The following is a 15,907-nucleotide window of genomic DNA, read 5'->3' as shown; positions in this document are numbered from 1 at the left end:
CGCCCCTTGTTGCCGGAATGTCAATCAGGTGCGCCGGGCGGGGCGACAACATGGTGAATATGTCATGGTGCTGCCATGATCTCAGCGCATTTGGAGGCTAGGACCGCCCGCATGACTGTGCATGATCCCATATTGGCCGCCGCCCAGCGCGCGCGCGCCGCGATCCCCGACGACAGCGCGATGCTGCGTGCCGCGGCCGAACTGACGCGCGACTATGCGGTCGCCAATCCACGCATCTACTGGCCCGACCTGCTGGCGTCCGCGCTGCTGGGCTGGGGCGCGCTGGCCGGCGCGATTCTGGCGGAGAATGTGGCCGTGGCGATCGCCTGCGCGTTCGTTGCCATGCTGGCGCTCTACCGCGCGGCCAGCTTCATCCATGAGCTGACCCACATCCGCAAGGGCGCGCTGCCCGGCTTTCGCCTGGGCTGGAACCTGATCGTCGGCATTCCGCTGATGATCCCCTCCTTCATGTATGAAGGGGTTCATACCCAGCATCATGCCCGCACCCGCTATGGCACTGCCGAAGACCCGGAATATCTGCCGCTGGCGCTCATGAAGCCCTGGTCGCTGCCGCTGTTCATCCTCGTCGCCTCGCTGGCGCCGGTGGGCCTGATCCTGCGCTTCGGCGTGCTGACGCCGCTGTCGCTGCTGATCCCGCCGCTGCGCGCCAAGGTGGTGGCGGAACTGTCGACCCTGTCGATCAATCCATCCTATCGTCGCCGTGCGCCCGAAGGCGATTTCGCCCGCATGTGGATGTGGCAGGAAGCGGGCGCATCCCTGTTCGCGCTGGCGCTGGTCGGCAGCGTCTTCGCCTTCGGCTGGAAGCCGTTGCTCGTCTATATGGCGATCCATTCGGCCATGACCGTCATCAACCAGTTGCGCACACTGGTCGCGCATCTGTGGGAGAATGAGGGCGAGCCGATGACGGTGACGGCGCAATATCTCGATTCGGTCAACGTGCCCCCGCCCGGCACGCTGCCCGCGCTCTGGGCACCGGTGGGCCTGCGCTATCATGCGCTACACCATCTGTTGCCCAGCGTCCCCTATCATGCGCTGGGCAAGGCCCATGCCCGGCTGATCGCCACGCTGGACGGGGAATCGCCCTATCATCGCGGCAATTATCCGGGGATGCTGCCGCTGGTCGGCAAGATCGCGCGCAGCACGATGGTGGCGCGCTGAGGCGGATCGATTAATTTCCGTTGCCTGTTGAAACCTGATTTGGCGCGGCCTATATCGGGGTCGTTCCGGTCTCTTTCCCCTCCCCCTATGAGGATCGGAACGCCCCCTCTGGAGGCCCCGCGCGACACCCCTTGGTCGCCGGGGCCTTTTTATCTGGCCGCCGGTTCCCGCCTCGCGGCCATCACTCTTCGGTCCTGAACAACACGGTTTCGCCGACCAGCAGGAACAGGAAGAAGGGCGCCCAGGCGGCCAGCACCGGCGGATAGGCGCCGAGACTCCCCATCGCGAGCGAGAAATTGTCGGCGACGAAATAGGCGAAGCCCAGCGCCATCCCCAGCACCGCGCGCATGAACAACTGGCCCGACCGGGCGAGACCGAAGGCGGCGACCGACCCCAGGATCGGCATCAGCAGCGCAGACAGCGGCCCCGACAGCTTGTGCCACAGGCTGCCCTCCAGCTCCGCGGTCGGTCGGCCGGCGTCATGCAAGTCCGATATCGCCGCTTCCAGTTCGCGGAAGGTCAGCGCGTCGGGATCGACCTTCGCCAGGGTGAATTGGTCCGGGCGGATGTCGCGGCCGAAACGGACGGTGCCGACATTGCGGACAGTACCGCGCGCCACGTCGAACTGGCGCGCGCCTTCCAGCAGCCAGCTCTTGCTGGCGGCGTCATAATGGCCCTTGGGCGCCTGGACGATGGTCGTCAGGCTGTTGTTGATGCGATTGTAGATCTGGACCTTGCGCAACTGCACCTCGGTCCCGCGCCCTGCCACGATCGCCGCGTTGACCAGATTGTTGCCGTCGCGCACCCAGGGATTGCTCTTGACCCCGCTGTCGCGCGGGATCGGACCGTAATCCACCGCCTGCCAGGCGCTGAGCGCCGCGGTCGAGCGAGCGACGATCCGTTCGTTGAAGACGAAGCTGATGGCGGACACGCCCAGCGCCGTCACGATCAGCGGCGCCAATATCTGGTGCGCGGACAGGCCCGCCGCCTTCATCGAGATGATCTCGCTATTCTGGTTGAGCGTCGCCAGCATGACCAGCGTGCCGAGCAGCACCGAAAAGGGCAGGAACCGCGCGACGATCTGCGGCGCGCGCAGTCCCACATAATGCCACAATTCCGGGTCGCCATTGCCGGGATAGGCCAGCACGTCGCCCGAATTGCCGAGCAGGTCGAGCGTCTGGAGAACGACGACCAGCAGCGCCAGCACGGCGAAGGTCCGGGTCAGGAACAGGCGCGCCATATACCAGCTGATCTGGCGCGACGGGAAGAAATTGAACTGCATGGGTCAGGCCGCTCCTTCCGCGGCGGGTCGGCGTCGGCCGAAGCGCAGCAGCCGGAGGATCTGCTTGCCGAGCTTGGAGAAGGCAACTTCGAGGGCGCCGATCGGCTGCCCGCCGGGTCGATTGGCGATCACATGATACATCCACAGCACCAACCCGGACGCCAATATGAACGGCCCCCACAACGCGATGATCGGGTCCACCTTGCCCAGCGCGCCGATGCTTTCGCCATATTGGTTCACCTTGTGATAGGTCACGATGAACACGATCGAAAGGAAGACGCCCAGCGCGGAGGTCGATCGCTTGGGCGGAATGGCGAAGGCCAGCGCCGCGAGCGGCAGCAGGAACATGAACACCACCTCGACCATGCGGAAATGGAAATTGGCGCGCACTTCGGCCTTCAGCTTGTCGGGCGTGGCCGGGCTGCGGCCGATCACCATCAGTTCGGGAATCGTCTTTTCCCGATCGACGTCGCGGCCACGAAAATTCTCGATCTGCGGCAGGTCGATCGGCAGGTCGTGGCTGGAGAAGGAGAGGATGCGCGGCGTCTTATATTTGGGCGCGTCGTTCACCAGCACGCCGTTGCGCAGGCGGAAGATGATGACGTCGGGATCATCGGTGGCGAGGAAGGTGCCCTGCGCCGCCGTGACCGCGACCGACTGGCCGTCGCGGCTGACCGCCCGCACGAAGATGCCCTGCAGGTTGCGGCCTTCGTCCAGGCTGCGTTCGATCCGCAGCGTCATGCGCTTGCCCAGATTGGTGAATTCGCCGACCTTGATCGAGGCGCCGAGCGCGCCGGAGCGCAATTCGAATCGCAGCGCTTCATAGGCGTGGCGCGACAAGGGCTGGACGAAACCGACGATGCCGAAATTGAGCAGAGCCAGCGCGATCGCATACATATAGGGCACGCGCAGCAGCCGGCCGTAGGACAGGCCGACCGCGCGCATCACGTCCAGTTCCGACGACAGGGCGAGCTTGCGGAAGGCGAGCAGGATGCCGAGCATCAGCCCGATCGGGATGCCGAGCGACAGATATTCGGGCAGCATATTGGCGAGCATCCGCCACACGACGCTGACCGGCCCCCCTTCCGCTGCGACGAAATCGAACAGGCTGAGCATCTTGTCGAGGACAAGCAGCATCGCGGCGATCACGAGCGTGCCGAGCATGGGCACCGCGATCAGGCGGGCGAGATAACGGTCGGTGGCGGTCAGCATTCTCTAAGTCGTCGTCCCATCACCATGTTTTGGCCGCAAACCCCGCCCATATGCGAGTCAGGTAAAAATGCGGGGCGAACAGGGGCTCGCCGTCCGATGCATATCGGCGGCTATAGCTTCCAGGAGTCTGATGGTCATGGTAAAAGTTGCAATGGGTCTGATGTCGGTCGCAGCGCTGGTCGCGGCGATACCGGCCATGGCCCATGGCGAGGAAATCGCTAACGATCTGGGGCGGTGCGAGAGCAGCGCCAAGGGACCGGCCGTGCTGGTCGACGTCCGCGGTTTCGCCGCCGCCACCGGCAAGGTGCGCGTCCAGTCCTATCCCGCCACCAAGGCGGCGTGGTTGGCCAAGGGCGAATGGATCAATCGCATCGACACGGCGGTCAGGCCGTCCAATGGCACAATGCGATTCTGCGTGCCGGTGCCCAGGGCAGGCGAATATGGCATCGCCGTGCGGCACGATCGCGACGGCAATGGCAAGACCGATATTTCGCGGGACGGCGGCGGATTTTCCAACAATCCGGCGATCAGCATCTTCAACCTGGGCAAGCCGGGTGTGGAGAAGGCGGCCTTTCATGCCGGGCCAGGCGTGACGAAAATCACGATCAACCTCAAATATATGTGATCCAAAGCCATGGTCTGCGTCGCGCTCCTGTCCAATCCGAAGTCCACGGGCAACCGGCAGACCCTTCCGCTGGTGCGCAGCTATTGCGCCAGCAACCCCGACATCTTCCATTATGAAGTGGAACAGGTCGACCAGATCGGCCGGGCGTTCCAGACGATCGCCCGCGTCGATCCGGTCGTCATCGTCATCAATGGCGGCGACGGCACGGTGCAGGCCTCGCTGACCGAGCTTTACCAGGGCGAGCATTTCAAGGGCCGGGTGCCGCCGATCGCGGTGCTGCCCAATGGCAAGACCAACCTGATCGCGCTGGACCTTGGCATTCATGGCGACCCGATCAAGGCGCTGGAGCGGATCGTGCAGATCGCCAAGGCAGGCGTGGACGACCATGTCGTCGCGCGCGAACTGATCGCCCTGTCCGACGGCGCGGTCGGCAGCCGCCCGGTGCTGGGCATGTTTCTGGGCGGCGCAGGGCTGGCCGATTACATGCTCTATTGCCGCAACCAGATCTATCCGCTGGGCCTGTCCAATGGCCTGAGCCATGTCATCACCGCCGTTGCGGTGGTGTTTTCGCTGCTGTTCGGCATCCGCGCCAAGTTCCTGCCACCGTCGAGCCGGCCGGTCAGCATATCGCTGATCCGGGATGGCCAGCTGGTCGGGCGCTTCGCCGTGCTGATCGTGACCACGCTGGAACGGCTGCTGCTGGGCGTCGATCCGGGCGACAGCCGGCGCGGCAATATGAAGCTGATGGCGGTGGACCAGAACCTGCCCGCCCTGCTGCGGTTGGTATGGGCCAGCCTGTTCAAGCGGGTGGGTAAGCACAAGATGCACGGCATCCATCTGGAACAGGGCGACACCATCCGGATCGAGGGCGACCGCAGCAGCGTGATCCTGGACGGCGAATTGTTCGAAGCGTCGGAAGGCAAGCCGATCGTGCTGCGATCGACCCAGCCGGTGCCGTTTTTGCGGCTGGCGGCTTAAGGGCTGAGTTGCGACTGCTTTGGGTGGGAAGGCGACATTCCCCACGGCGTCATGCTGAACTTGTTTCAGCATCCATCGAGCCGAATAAACCATTGCTCTATCCAGAGGAATGGAGTCTGAAACAAGTTCAGGGTGACGATGCTTATATGTCCGATTCTGGTCGTTAGCAGACCTGCTGCGCAAAGGCCGGTCCTGCCAACGCGCGGGCGTGGTCGCGGATGCCTGACGGCCAGTCCTGCGACAACGAGTTGAACAGTTGTGCGTCCTTCGCGAACAGCGCCCGGATCGCGGCTTCATAGCCGGGCCGGTCGCCCGCCATCGCGGTCATGAAATGATAGGCGGCGTCCATCGCCGCGCGGGGGCTGGGCTGTTCGGTATCGGCCTTGCGCGCCGCTTCGACCAGTCGGCGCACCGTTGCGGAGGCGCCGCCGGGCTGGGTCGCGAGCCAGTCCCAATGGCGGGGGAGCAAGGTGATTTCGCGGGATTGTACGCCCAGCTTCGGGCGGCCCCTGCCCCGTGGCGCGTCGACCGCGGGACCGCGCAGGTCGATATCGACCTGACGACCGGTGGCGTCGTCGAACAGCAGGACGGCCTGGGCGTCGTCGCCCATGGCGCGCAGTGCCTCGCGCACTTCCCCGTCGTCGCCGGTAGCGATCCACAGATCGCCTGCAAAAGCCGTCAATGTCCGTTCCATGTCGAATCTCCTTCGACATGGCCATTATTACCCGGAATAAATTTAGTCAATATTACCCGGATAATTATTCCGGACGCAGCGCCACCCAGGTCGGCGCATGGTCGCTGGCCTTTTCCCGGCCGCGAAATGCCTTGTCGACCTGCGCATCGACCAGGCGGTCGGCGGCGGCTGGGCTGAGCAGCAGATGGTCGATGCGGAAACCGGCGTCGCGCGGCCAGCTGTTCGCCTGATAGTCCCAGAAGGTCCACACGCCGCCAGTGGGATGGCGGGCGAGAAGCGCGTCGGTCCAGCCGTCGCCCAGCAGGCGGCGATAGGCCTCGCGGCTTTCGGGTTGCATCAACGCATCGTCCTGCATCGCCTTGACCGAAAAAGTGTCTACGTCGCGCGGGATGACATTATAGTCGCCAGCCAGGATGGCGGGGATTTCCTCCGCCCATATTTCGGTCGCGCGGTCGCGCAGGCGCTTCATCCAGCGCAGCTTGTAATCGAATTTCGGACCGGGCTGCGGATTGCCGTTGGGCAGGTAGATGGACGCGACGCGCACGCCCTTCACATCGGCTTCCAGATAGCGGCTATGCTCATCCTCCGGCTCGCCCGCGAGGCCGCGGCGCACCTCCACAGGGGTTTCGCCACGCGCGAGGATGGCGACGCCGTTGAACCCCTTTTGCCCGTGCCAGATCACGCCATAGCCAGCCGCCTCGATATCCTTGACCGGGAAGGTTTCGTCGCTGGTCTTGATTTCCTGCAGGCAGGCGATGTCGGGCTGGGTTTCGTCCAGCCATTCCAGCAGGCGCGGCAGCCGCGCCTTGATGCCATTGATGTTGAAGGTGGCGATGCGCATGGCTGGCAATCCGTTCAATCTATGCGTGCTCCTGCGCAGGCAGGAGCCCAGTTCCAAGGTTCGGTCTGGGCTCCTGCCTACGCAGGAGCACGCGGATTTTCAAACGGAAGGATTCAGACCGAGAAGCTGGTCCCGCAACCGCAGCCGGCGGTCGCGTTGGGATTGGTCACCTTGAAGGCGGCGCCGCCGAGGTCGGAGACGAAATCGACCGCCGAACCGCGCACCAGATCCAGACTGACATCATCGACCACCAGGGTCACGCCATCGCGCTCGACCGACAGATCGTCCGCTTCCACGCCATCGGCCAAGCCGAAGCGATATTGGAAGCCGGAACAGCCGCCACCCTCCACGGCCAGCCGCAGGATCGCAGGCTTGCCCTGCTTGGCGGCGATCGCAGCGACACGCGCGGCAGCGGAAGGAGTGAGATCAATGTCGGCCATGCTGCCTAGATAGGGGCAAGCAAAAGGCCCGACAAGCCATAGGGTGCCGGGCCTTTGGCGAATTTCCGGGAAACCGGCCTTAGTCGGCGGCTTTTTCTTCCGCCTTGGTCGGGCCGCCCATGGCCAGCGGCGGCTTGGTGTTCATCGCGACCAGATAGTCGGGGCCGGCGACGAAGGGCAGCGGGTTGATCGCGGCGCCATCGACACGGACTTCATAATGGAGGTGGCTGCCGGTCGAGCGGCCGGTCGAACCCATCAGGCCGATGATCTGACCGCGCTTCACATAGCTGTTTTCGGCGACCAGCAGCTTCGACATGTGGCCGTAGCGCGTTTCCATGCCGCTTCCGTGCGAGATCTGGACGAGGTTGCCATAGCCGCTGGCCCAGCCGGCGCGGCTGATGATGCCGTCGGCGGTCGCGTGGATCGGGGTGCCGATCGGGCCGGGAATGTCGATGCCCTTGTGCATCCGGGCGGCGCGGTTGAACGGATCGGAACGGACGCCGAAGTTCGAGGTCAGGGTCAGCTTTTCGACCGGGCGGCCCGAGGGGATATAGGCCGCGGTCTTGGCATTGCCGTCCAGGCGCTGCAGGCTGGAGAAGAGGTTGGAGAAGCCGACGTCGGATGGCCCAAGCGGGCTGGTGTTGATTTCCGACGCATCGCCATAGGGATCGTCGCTTTCGGTGGCGTGGACCGGGGCGGTCGCGCAAAGCGCGCCGACAATCCCGATGCTGGCTAAAATCGTCTTAACCTTGCTCGTCTGGAACAAACGCGACCCGCGAGCATTTACCATGTGAAGAACCGACATGCAGACCCCGACTATGTCACCGGAGGCTTGATGCCCCTCGGCGCTTCCCGTGTTTAACTTATTGGCGACCTGGATCGCCCCCGCCGGATGCAGACTGCAAATCGCGGCTCATGTTGCAAGCGCGACGTAGAATTCTTCCGTCAGACCGGCCTGCCGACGCGCCGAGTCGTTGAACGGAGGCTTAACGCTGCCCCTAAAGTGGCGTTTCACAAGCATTTGGTAATGATTGGCGGCATCTACGCCCAATCGGTTCGTCGCCGCGACGAACCATTTCGTCCCTGCCGCGACATGGCGAATTTCGTCGGCCATGATGCGTCGCAGCATACGGCCGGATGCTACGTCACCCACCGCCTCGAACCGTTCGATCGTGGCCGGCGTGATGTCCAGCGCCCGCGCCTCCAGCACCATCGGCACGATGGCGAGCCGGGCGAGCGCATCGCCCGCCGTTTCCTCCGCCGCCTGCCACAGGCCGTCATGGGCGGCGAGCGCGCCATAATGGCTGCCCATCTGGCGCAGCCGGCGTTCGAGCAAAGCGAAATGCATCGCCTCCTCCGCGCCGACCTGCATCCATTCATCGGTGAAGGCCGCGGGGAATTGCCCACCGAACCGGCCGATCAGGTCGAAGGCGAGATCGATCGCGACGCATTCGATATGGGCGATCGCATGGAGCATGGCGATCCGCGCCCGATCCGAGCCGATCTTGCCGCGTCGGGGCATCTGGCCGGGCGGCAGCAATATAGGCGTGGCGGGCCGCGCCGGACGATCCGGCAGGACGACGTCGAACCGATGCGCCAGCCGCCCCTGTCGCCAGGCCCGCGCGACCGCGCGCGCGGCCATCAGCTTGGCGCGCGGATCGGGGGTCAGCAGGACATGGGCGCAACCCGCGCCCACGCTGGTTACGGCTGCCGGCAGGGTCAAAGCGCCTGCACCGCCTCCAGCACCTCTGCGGCGTGGCCCTTGACCTTCACCTTGGGCCAGACCCGCAGGATCGCGCCTTCCGCGCCGACCAGAAAGGTGGCGCGCTCGATCCCCATATATTTGCGACCATAGAGCGATTTTTCGACCCAGGTGCCGAACGCCTCGCACGCCGCCCCCGATTCGCCGGAGGCGAGGATGACGCGCAGGCCATATTTGTCGGCGAATTTCTTGAGCTTGCCCGCCTTGTCCTTGGAAATGCCCACGATCGGCACGCCAGCAGCGGCGAAATCATCGGCCAGCGCGGTGAAATCCTTCGCCTCGTTGGTGCAGCCGGGCGTGTCCGCCTTGGGATAGAAATAGACGACCAGCGGCTTGCCCTGATAGGCGTCCAGCGTGAAATCCACGCCGTCGGCGTCGGTCAGCGTCACGGCGGGGACGGACATACCCTGCTCCAGCATCATGCTTTCTCCTGATAGGGCGCGGCGAGCGCGGCCCAGGCTTCGCCCACGCATTGCCGCGCCTTGGCGTAGCTTGCAAGCAGCCCGTCCCAATCGGCCGCGCCACAGGCCCGCGCGACCAGCGACCGGGTGGCCTCCGCCGGCTCGGTGGATTTGGGCGACACCAGCCGCGACACCACCAGATAGCGGGTGATGAGGTCATGCGCCGCGATCAACTCCTCGGGCAGGTGGCCGGCCGCGACCAGTTCGGCGAGCGCCTGGCCCAGATCGGGGTCGAAGGCCATGCCGTGGCGGAACTGGTTCACATGGATCAGGAATTCCAGGTCCACGAGGCCGCCTGGCACCAGCTTGACGTCCAGATCGCTGGCCGGCGGCTTATGCCGGGCGATGTCCGCGCGCATCTTCACCGCCTGGCGCGCGAGATCGTCGAAATCGCGCGGGCGCCGGAGCGTTTCTGCCAGGATCTCGTCAAGCGCGGCCCGCGCCTGCGGCGAACCGAACACCGGCCGGGCGCGGGTGAGCGCCAGATGCTCCCACGTCCAGGCTTCTTCCCGCTGATATTTGGCGAAACTGTCGAGGCTGACCGCCAGCAATCCCTGCGCGCCGGACGGGCGCAGCCGCGTATCGACCTCGTAGAGCGGGCCGGACGCGGTATGGACCGACAGTGCGTTGGTGATGCGCTGGCCAAGGCGGTTGAAATATTGGGTCGCGCCCAGCGGTCGCGGCCCATCCGATTCGGTCGAGAAATCGCCGGTAAAAAGATAGACGAGGTCGAGGTCCGAGGCATGGGTCAGTACCTCGCCGCCCATGCGGCCCAACGCCAGGATAAGCATGTCGCCGCCCGGCACCTTGCCATGGGCGGTTTCGAATTCGGCCACGGTGGCGGCGGCCAGCGCCTCGATCGCGGCTTCGGCGACGCGGCCATAGCCCCTGCCCGCCTCCAGCGGATCGCCGCCACGAATGATCTGCGCACCCAGCGCGAAGCGTCGGTCGCCCACACGCTGGCGCACCCGGTCGAGCAATGCCTGATAATCCTCGCCCGGTTCCAATGCGCCCAGTTGCCGGGCCAGTTGCGGCACGGACGGCGGCGGATCGAAGGCGGAGGCGTCGATGAGGCCGTCGATCAGTTCGGCGCGGCGCCCCAGCGCGTCAGCCAGGGTCGGGGCGTGGCTCAATATCTCGGCCAGCAGTTCGACCAGCGCGGGACGTGCGGCGAGCAGCTTGAAGAAGTTGATCGCGCTCGGCAGCCGGCCGATCATGTCGTCGAGGCGATTGAGCGCGCGACTGGGGTCGGGCGCCTTGGCCAATGTGCGCATCAGGCCGGGCAGCAGCGCTTCGAGCGCCTCGCGCGAGGGCGCGCTGCGCAGCGCCCGGATCGTGCCGCCGCGCCAGCGCGTGATGCGGGCGAGCGGGGTTTCCGCGTCGGCAAAGCCGATCTCGACCAGTTGCGCCTTCAGCCGCTCCTCGTCCTGGGACAGCGCGGCATCATCCTTTTCGGGACTGAGCCGGTCATAGTTGCGGCCGACCCATTCGACATGCGGGCGCAACAGGTCGAGCAGCGCCGTCGCGTCGGGGAGGCCGTGCAGTTGCGCGACATTGTCGAGGCTGGCCGCCGCCTTGGGCAGTTCGTGGGTCTGGCGGTCCTCCACCATCTGGAGCCGATGCTCGATCGTGCGGAACAGGATATAGGCCTCGTCCAGCCGCGCGGCGACGTCGGTCTCGATCACATTCGCCGCGGCCAGCGCGGCCAGCGCCTCGCGGGTATTGCCCGATCGCAGCGACGGGTCGCGACCACCATGGATGAGCTGATGGACCTGGGCGAAGAATTCGACTTCGCGAATGCCGCCGCGTCCGCGCTTGAGGTCATAGCCCGGCCCGAACGCCTGCCCCTGCGCATAATGGTCGCGAATGCGGCGGCTGATGTCGACGATCGCGTCGATCGCGCCGAAATCCAGGCTGCGCCGCCAGACGAAGGGGCGAATCTGGCGCATGAAATAATCGCCGAGCGGGATATCGCCGGCGGCGGGGCGCGCGCGGATGAAGGCGGCCTGTTCCCAGCCCATCGCGGTCGATTCATAATAGCCGATCGCCGCCTCCACCGGCAGTGCGATCGGCGTCGCTTCGGGCGAAGGCCGCAGGCGCAGATCGACGCGGAAGACATAGCCGTCGCCGTCGCGGGCGGTGAGCAGTTCGCTCATGCGGCGGCCGATGCGGACAGCCGCGTCGGCGACATCCTCCCGCTCGCCATGCGGCAGGGTGGCGGGATCGTAGAGCAGGATCGGATCTATATCCGACGAATAGTTCAGCTCCCGGCTGCCATGCTTGCCCAGCGCGAGGACGACGAAGCCGCGATGGTCGGCGTCTGGATAGCGTTCCTGCATCGCGGCCGCGAGCGCTTCTTCCAGCGCCTGGTCGGCAAAGTCGGACAGGGTGCGGGTGACGCGATCCATGTCCCAGGCGCCCGCCAGGTCGGCGGCGGCCACCGCCAGCGCGATCGCCCCGCGACGGCGGCGAAGCGACCGGGCGACACCGTCTTCCGGGCTGCCCGCCGCTTGCGCCGCGGCGAGCGCGCCGTCATGGTCGCCGGCCGCCAGCCGCTCGGTCACGGCCGGGAAACGGTCCAGCGCGCGCGCCAGAAAGGGCGAATGGCCCCTGATGCGGGTTTCGGTTTGCAGCCAGTCGGTCACATTGCTCTCCCTTATCTTCGGGCGCTATCGCTTGGGCTTGCGACGAATGCCAGAAACTTTTGGGTTACAAAGCCGTTCAGTCCTTATGGACATCCAGCACAAATCTTCAGGCCGATCGGCAGCGGGGCGCGAAAGCGGCAGCGGTCGAATCGTGACCGTCGATGTGCCGGAACCATATGAAGGCGTCGGCAATGCCCTGCGCGCGACCTATGCGCCCGGCCGTGACGGGGTGCCCGACGACATGATGGCGCTGCTGGCGAAGCTGGACCGGCACTGACCGGCCACGCCTTCGCCAAATGATGGCAGGGCTTTATTTACCCATTTTGGATAGAAGTCGGCGCTTGTCATTCCAGAAAAGTCGCACGTCCATGCTCTATCGCAATTTCGCCATCGCTACGCTGCTGGCCGCCCCCCTGATCGTGATGGCCACCCAAGCCCTTTTGCCCAAGCACGAACCCGCACCGCAGGGCCAGTCCGCCATCATAGCCGACGTGCCACCGCCGCCCGTGCCCGTACCGGTTGCGCCGGTCGTGACGCCCGGCGCGCCGACGGTCGATGCCGCCTCGTCCTTCGGCCAGCCCATGGCCGGGGCGGACCAGCCTGCGCTGGCCCCCGGCGCCGGTCTGCCCGACACGTCCGCGCCGCCGATCAGCGGTGGCATGGCCCCCGGCTTTTCGCCGCAGGATGCCCCCGCCGGATCGCCAAACGCGGAATAAGGGTCAGATTGCACCCTGGAACGTGTCGCACTGGGCAGGATCGCCGGTCGACAGCCCCTTGCGCAGCCATTCCATGCGCTGCGCGCTGGTGCCATGGGTGAAGCTTTCGGGCACCGGCCGCCGGCCGGCCGATTTCTGGAGCGTGTCGTCGCCGATCGCTTCGGCCGCACGCATCCCTTCCTCCAGGTCGCCCGCCTCCATCAAATTGGTGTCGCGCGCGGCCCATACGCCGGCATAGCAGTCGGCCTGCAATTCCATCTTCACCTGAAGCGCATTGCCTTCGGCCTCGGATGCGCGCTGCTGCGCCTTGCGGATCTTGTCCGCCTCGCCGGTGATGGTCTGGATATGATGGCCGACCTCATGCGCGATGATATAGCCGATCGGGAAATCGCCGGGCGCGTTGAAGCGGGTTTCCATCTCATTGAAGAAATCGGTGTCGAGATAGATGCGCTGGTCCGCCGGGCAGTAGAAAGGCCCCATGGCCGATTGCGCCGCGCCGCAGCCCGACTGGCCGTTCTGGCTGTAGAAGACCAAAGTCGGCGGGGGATATTGCTGCCCTTCCGCCTTGAAGATGTCGGTCCAGCGGCGTTCGGTCGATCCCAGCACCTTGAGCGAGGTGCGCTGGACATCGGTGAGCTGGCCGGCCGCGGGTCGCTCGGTCTGGACCTGCTGTCCTCCTCCGCCGCCGCCGATCAGGCTGAGCGGGTTGATCCCCATCACCACCATGATGATCAGCACCACGACGATCCCGCCGCAGCCGAAACGGCTGCCGATCAGCGGCAGCAACATGCCCAGTCCGCCACCCAATCCACCGCCGCCCAGGCCGCCGCCGCTACGGCCGTCCTGCACCTCGTAATGACTGCTTTCCTGTTCGTCGTCGAGCCGCATGGCGCCCTCCCTTTCTCTTGATCGTTGCCTACGCGATTCAATGCGTTCGGGGAACAGTCCGCCGACGCGAAGGTTGCGGCGGGCCGTGATTTGTTACGAGACATTAAGTTGGAATAGCGGCGTCAAAGACTATATTGCACTGCGACATGGCTGATACCGAACCCTTGGGCACCGAGGCGAAACCGCTTCGTCGCGCCCGCACACCCCTCCCCCTCCCCCGCGAAGTCGCGTTGCTGCTGCAGGGCGGCGGGGCATTGGGATCCTTTCAGTCCGGCGTCTATGAACGGCTGGACGAACTGGGTGTCGACGTCAGCTGGGTCGCGGGCATATCGATCGGCGCGATCAACGCGGCGATCATCGCGGGCAATCTGCCGCATCGGCGGCTCAGCCGGCTCAAGAAATTCTGGTACACCGTGTCGGGCGGGATGCCCAACATGATCCTGCCGGAAATCGACCATATTCGCGAAGCGATGCATCTGGGCGCGGCGAGCGTGGTCGCCGGATTCGGCGTGCCGGGCATGTTCCGTCCGCGCCTCTGGCCCGCCACCCTGATGCCCGAAGGCACGCCGGGTGCGATCAGCTTCTACGACAGCGCGCCATTGAAGGACACGCTGGACGCCTGCGTCGACTGGGATTTGCTCAACGACGGCCCCGTCCGCCTGTCGGTGGGCGCTGTCGACGTGGAAACGGGCAATTTCGCCTATTGGGACACGCGCGGCCCCGGCGGCAATACCCGGATCGACGCGCGCCACATCATGGCGTCGGGCGCCCTGCCCCCCGGCCTGCCCCCGATCGAGATTGACGGGCGCTGGTATTGGGACGGCGGCATCGTGTCCAATACCCCGCTGGCCCATGTCCTCAATCACCAGACCGAGGATATGCTGGTGTTCCAGGTCGACCTCTTCCCCGCCGAAGGGCCGATGCCGCGGCAGATGACCGACGTCTATTCGCGCATGAAGGACATCCAGTATAGCAGCCGCACCCGGCAGGTGACGGACCAGTATCTGCGCCTGCGCCGCGAGCATGGCGCGATCAAGGCGCTGCTCGACAAGCTGCCGCCCGAATTGCAGGGCGAAACGGAAGCCCAGCGCCTGCGCGAGATGCTGGATGGCGGATCGGTCAACATCGTCCACCTCATCTACCGATCGCGCGCCTGGGAAAGCGGCGCGAAGGATTTCGAATTTTCCCGCGCGACCATGCTCGACCATTGGAGCCAGGGCCGCGACGCGGTGGAGGAAGTGATGCACAAGGGCGACCTGATCGCGCGCAATATCCTCGACGGCAAGAGCGCGACATTCGACCTCGACGAACCGGATCATCTCAAGGAGAAAAAGGCATGAGCAAGTCGGAGTCTGGAAAGTCCTTGGCGGGCAAGACCGCGCTGATCACCGGGTCCACATCCGGCATCGGCCTGGCCTATGCCAAGGCGCTGGCCGGCGAAGGCGCCAATGTCGTCATCAACGGGTTCGGCGACGCCGATGGAATCGAGAAGGAGCGCGTCGGGCTGGAGGCGCTGAGCGGCGCCAAGGCGCTCTATTCGGGCCACGACCTGACCAAGGTGGAACAGATCGAGGCGATGATGAAGGACGCCGCCGACACATTCGGCGGGGTCGACATCCTGATCAACAATGCCGGAATGCAGCATGTCGCACCGGTGGAGGATTTCCCGGTCGACAAGTGGAACCTCATCATCGCGCTGAACCTCAACAGCGCCTTCCACACCAGCCGGCTCGCCATTCCCTATATGAAATCGAAGAAATGGGGACGCATCATCCAGACCGCATCGGCCCATTCGCTGACCGCATCGCCGTTCAAAAGCGCCTATGTGACAGCGAAACACGGGCTGGCGGGCTTCACCAAGACGGTGGCGCTGGAAGTGGCGACCGACGGCATCACCGCCAATTGCATCTCGCCCGGCTATGTCTGGACGCCGCTGGTGGAAAACCAGATCCCCGATACGATGAAGGCGCGGAACATGACGCGCGAGCAGGTCATGAACGACGTGCTGCTGGCCGGCCAGCCGACCAAGCAGTTCGTGACGGTCGAGCAGGTCGCCGCCATGGCGCTGTTCCTGTGCAGCGATGCCGCGGCCAACATCACCGGCGCCAATATGAGCATCGATGGCGGCTGGACCGCACAATAGGATAGAAACGCCCATCGGCCGTTGACCGGCCGATGGGCGAT

General features: G+C 65.3%; 17 protein-coding genes. 7 read left to right on the top strand and 10 right to left on the bottom strand.

Going from position 1 to position 15,907, the window contains the following annotated elements:
* Positions 1 to 111 precede the first annotated feature (111 nt).
* On the top strand, positions 112 to 1,179 hold the full coding sequence (locus tag SBA_RS08285) for a fatty acid desaturase family protein (protein ID WP_261936512.1): 1,068 nt from the start codon (positions 112 to 114) through the stop codon (positions 1,177 to 1,179).
* A 181-nt stretch (positions 1,180 to 1,360) separates the two neighbouring features.
* On the opposite strand, the gene lptG is transcribed toward SBA_RS08285, so the two are convergent.
* Positions 1,361 to 2,461 carry an LPS export ABC transporter permease LptG gene (gene lptG / locus SBA_RS08280; RefSeq protein ID WP_224547651.1) on the bottom strand — a complete coding sequence of 367 codons (1,101 nt, stop codon included), beginning with the start codon at positions 2,459 to 2,461 and terminating at the stop codon, positions 1,361 to 1,363.
* Between the two features lie 3 nt (positions 2,462 to 2,464).
* Positions 2,465 to 3,673: an LPS export ABC transporter permease LptF gene (gene lptF, locus SBA_RS08275; protein ID WP_224547653.1), complete on the bottom strand. Its 1,209-nt coding sequence runs from the start codon at positions 3,671 to 3,673 to the stop codon at positions 2,465 to 2,467.
* Between the two features lie 130 nt (positions 3,674 to 3,803).
* Here lptF and SBA_RS08270 point away from each other — a divergent pair, with 130 nt between their 5' ends.
* Both SBA_RS08270 and SBA_RS08265 read left to right on the top strand, forming a co-directional pair.
* Complete coding sequence (locus SBA_RS08270; protein WP_261936511.1) at positions 3,804 to 4,298, top strand: DUF2141 domain-containing protein; 495 nt, start codon at positions 3,804 to 3,806, stop codon at positions 4,296 to 4,298.
* 9 nt (positions 4,299 to 4,307) lie between these two features.
* Positions 4,308 to 5,276: a diacylglycerol/lipid kinase family protein gene (locus tag SBA_RS08265; protein WP_261936510.1), complete on the top strand. Its 969-nt coding sequence runs from the start codon at positions 4,308 to 4,310 to the stop codon at positions 5,274 to 5,276.
* Positions 5,277 to 5,439: 163 nt separating this feature from the next.
* Here SBA_RS08265 and SBA_RS08260 read toward each other — a convergent pair whose 3' ends face one another.
* The 7 genes from SBA_RS08260 to SBA_RS08230 form a co-directional block, all read right to left on the bottom strand.
* Complete coding sequence (locus SBA_RS08260) at positions 5,440 to 5,970, bottom strand: DUF2239 family protein (protein WP_261936509.1); 531 nt, start codon at positions 5,968 to 5,970, stop codon at positions 5,440 to 5,442.
* Positions 5,971 to 6,034: 64 nt separating this feature from the next.
* Positions 6,035 to 6,811 (bottom strand): exodeoxyribonuclease III, encoded by a 777-nt coding sequence (gene xth, locus SBA_RS08255; RefSeq protein WP_261936701.1) that lies wholly within the window; start codon positions 6,809 to 6,811, stop codon positions 6,035 to 6,037.
* 113 nt (positions 6,812 to 6,924) lie between these two features.
* Positions 6,925 to 7,251, bottom strand: coding sequence for an iron-sulfur cluster insertion protein ErpA (gene erpA / locus SBA_RS08250; protein WP_224547663.1), 327 nt, complete (start codon positions 7,249 to 7,251; stop codon positions 6,925 to 6,927).
* A 79-nt stretch (positions 7,252 to 7,330) separates the two neighbouring features.
* Entirely contained in the window at positions 7,331 to 8,056 is a 726-nt protein-coding gene (locus SBA_RS08245) for a M23 family metallopeptidase (RefSeq protein WP_261936508.1), read from the bottom strand.
* Positions 8,057 to 8,164: 108 nt separating this feature from the next.
* A complete protein-coding gene (locus SBA_RS08240) occupies positions 8,165 to 8,974 on the bottom strand; it encodes a ferritin-like domain-containing protein (protein WP_261936507.1) in 810 nt (269 codons plus the stop codon).
* On the bottom strand, positions 8,971 to 9,432 hold the full coding sequence (locus tag SBA_RS08235) for a peroxiredoxin (RefSeq protein ID WP_261936700.1): 462 nt from the start codon (positions 9,430 to 9,432) through the stop codon (positions 8,971 to 8,973). Before SBA_RS08235 ends, SBA_RS08240 begins: the two co-directional genes overlap by 4 nt.
* Positions 9,432 to 12,119, bottom strand: a complete 2,688-nt coding sequence (locus SBA_RS08230) for a bifunctional [glutamine synthetase] adenylyltransferase/[glutamine synthetase]-adenylyl-L-tyrosine phosphorylase (protein ID WP_261936506.1) — start codon at positions 12,117 to 12,119, stop codon at positions 9,432 to 9,434. Before SBA_RS08230 ends, SBA_RS08235 begins: the two co-directional genes overlap by 1 nt.
* 151 nt (positions 12,120 to 12,270) lie before the next feature.
* On the opposite strand from SBA_RS08230, the gene SBA_RS08225 reads away from it, so the two are divergent.
* Complete coding sequence (locus SBA_RS08225; RefSeq protein WP_261936505.1) at positions 12,271 to 12,396, top strand: hypothetical protein; 126 nt, start codon at positions 12,271 to 12,273, stop codon at positions 12,394 to 12,396.
* Positions 12,397 to 12,460: 64 nt separating this feature from the next.
* Positions 12,461 to 12,835, top strand: coding sequence for a hypothetical protein (locus SBA_RS08220; RefSeq protein WP_224547668.1), 375 nt, complete (start codon positions 12,461 to 12,463; stop codon positions 12,833 to 12,835).
* Between the two features lie 3 nt (positions 12,836 to 12,838).
* On the opposite strand, the gene ypfJ is transcribed toward SBA_RS08220, so the two are convergent.
* Entirely contained in the window at positions 12,839 to 13,723 is an 885-nt protein-coding gene (gene ypfJ, locus SBA_RS08215) for a KPN_02809 family neutral zinc metallopeptidase (RefSeq protein ID WP_261936504.1), read from the bottom strand.
* A gap of 146 nt (positions 13,724 to 13,869) precedes the next feature.
* Here ypfJ and SBA_RS08210 point away from each other — a divergent pair, with 146 nt between their 5' ends.
* On the top strand, positions 13,870 to 15,063 hold the full coding sequence (locus SBA_RS08210) for a DUF3734 domain-containing protein (RefSeq protein ID WP_261936503.1): 1,194 nt from the start codon (positions 13,870 to 13,872) through the stop codon (positions 15,061 to 15,063).
* On the top strand, positions 15,060 to 15,866 hold the full coding sequence (locus SBA_RS08205; RefSeq protein WP_261936502.1) for a 3-hydroxybutyrate dehydrogenase: 807 nt from the start codon (positions 15,060 to 15,062) through the stop codon (positions 15,864 to 15,866). Before SBA_RS08210 ends, SBA_RS08205 begins: the two co-directional genes overlap by 4 nt.
* The last annotated feature ends 41 nt before the right edge of the window (positions 15,867 to 15,907 follow it).

Origin of the sequence: Sphingomonas bisphenolicum, from assembly GCF_024349785.1 — a bacterium.
GTDB classification, from domain to species: Bacteria; Pseudomonadota; Alphaproteobacteria; order Sphingomonadales; family Sphingomonadaceae; genus Sphingobium; species Sphingobium bisphenolicum.
Note: the sequence above shows the minus strand (reverse complement) of the source record. Positions and strands in the feature narration are given on the sequence as shown.

Excerpts from the sequence above, each read along its gene's own strand:
- SBA_RS08210 (WP_261936503.1), top strand. The coding sequence starts at position 13,870 with ATGGCTGATACCGAACCCTTGGGCACCGAGGCGAAACCGCTTCGTCGC.
- SBA_RS08285 (WP_261936512.1), top strand. The coding sequence starts at position 112 with ATGACTGTGCATGATCCCATATTGGCCGCCGCCCAGCGCGCGCGCGCC.
- lptF (WP_224547653.1), bottom strand. The coding sequence starts at position 3,673 with ATGCTGACCGCCACCGACCGTTATCTCGCCCGCCTGATCGCGGTGCCC.
- xth (WP_261936701.1), bottom strand. The coding sequence starts at position 6,811 with ATGCGCATCGCCACCTTCAACATCAATGGCATCAAGGCGCGGCTGCCG.
- SBA_RS08205 (WP_261936502.1), top strand. The coding sequence starts at position 15,060 with ATGAGCAAGTCGGAGTCTGGAAAGTCCTTGGCGGGCAAGACCGCGCTG.
- SBA_RS08265 (WP_261936510.1), top strand. The coding sequence starts at position 4,308 with ATGGTCTGCGTCGCGCTCCTGTCCAATCCGAAGTCCACGGGCAACCGG.
- SBA_RS08260 (WP_261936509.1), bottom strand. The coding sequence starts at position 5,970 with ATGGAACGGACATTGACGGCTTTTGCAGGCGATCTGTGGATCGCTACC.
- SBA_RS08270 (WP_261936511.1), top strand. The coding sequence starts at position 3,804 with ATGGTCATGGTAAAAGTTGCAATGGGTCTGATGTCGGTCGCAGCGCTG.
- ypfJ (WP_261936504.1), bottom strand. The coding sequence starts at position 13,723 with ATGCGGCTCGACGACGAACAGGAAAGCAGTCATTACGAGGTGCAGGAC.
- SBA_RS08245 (WP_261936508.1), bottom strand. The coding sequence starts at position 8,056 with ATGTCGGTTCTTCACATGGTAAATGCTCGCGGGTCGCGTTTGTTCCAG.
- lptG (WP_224547651.1), bottom strand. The coding sequence starts at position 2,461 with ATGCAGTTCAATTTCTTCCCGTCGCGCCAGATCAGCTGGTATATGGCG.
- erpA (WP_224547663.1), bottom strand. The coding sequence starts at position 7,251 with ATGGCCGACATTGATCTCACTCCTTCCGCTGCCGCGCGTGTCGCTGCG.
- SBA_RS08235 (WP_261936700.1), bottom strand. The coding sequence starts at position 9,432 with ATGCTGGAGCAGGGTATGTCCGTCCCCGCCGTGACGCTGACCGACGCC.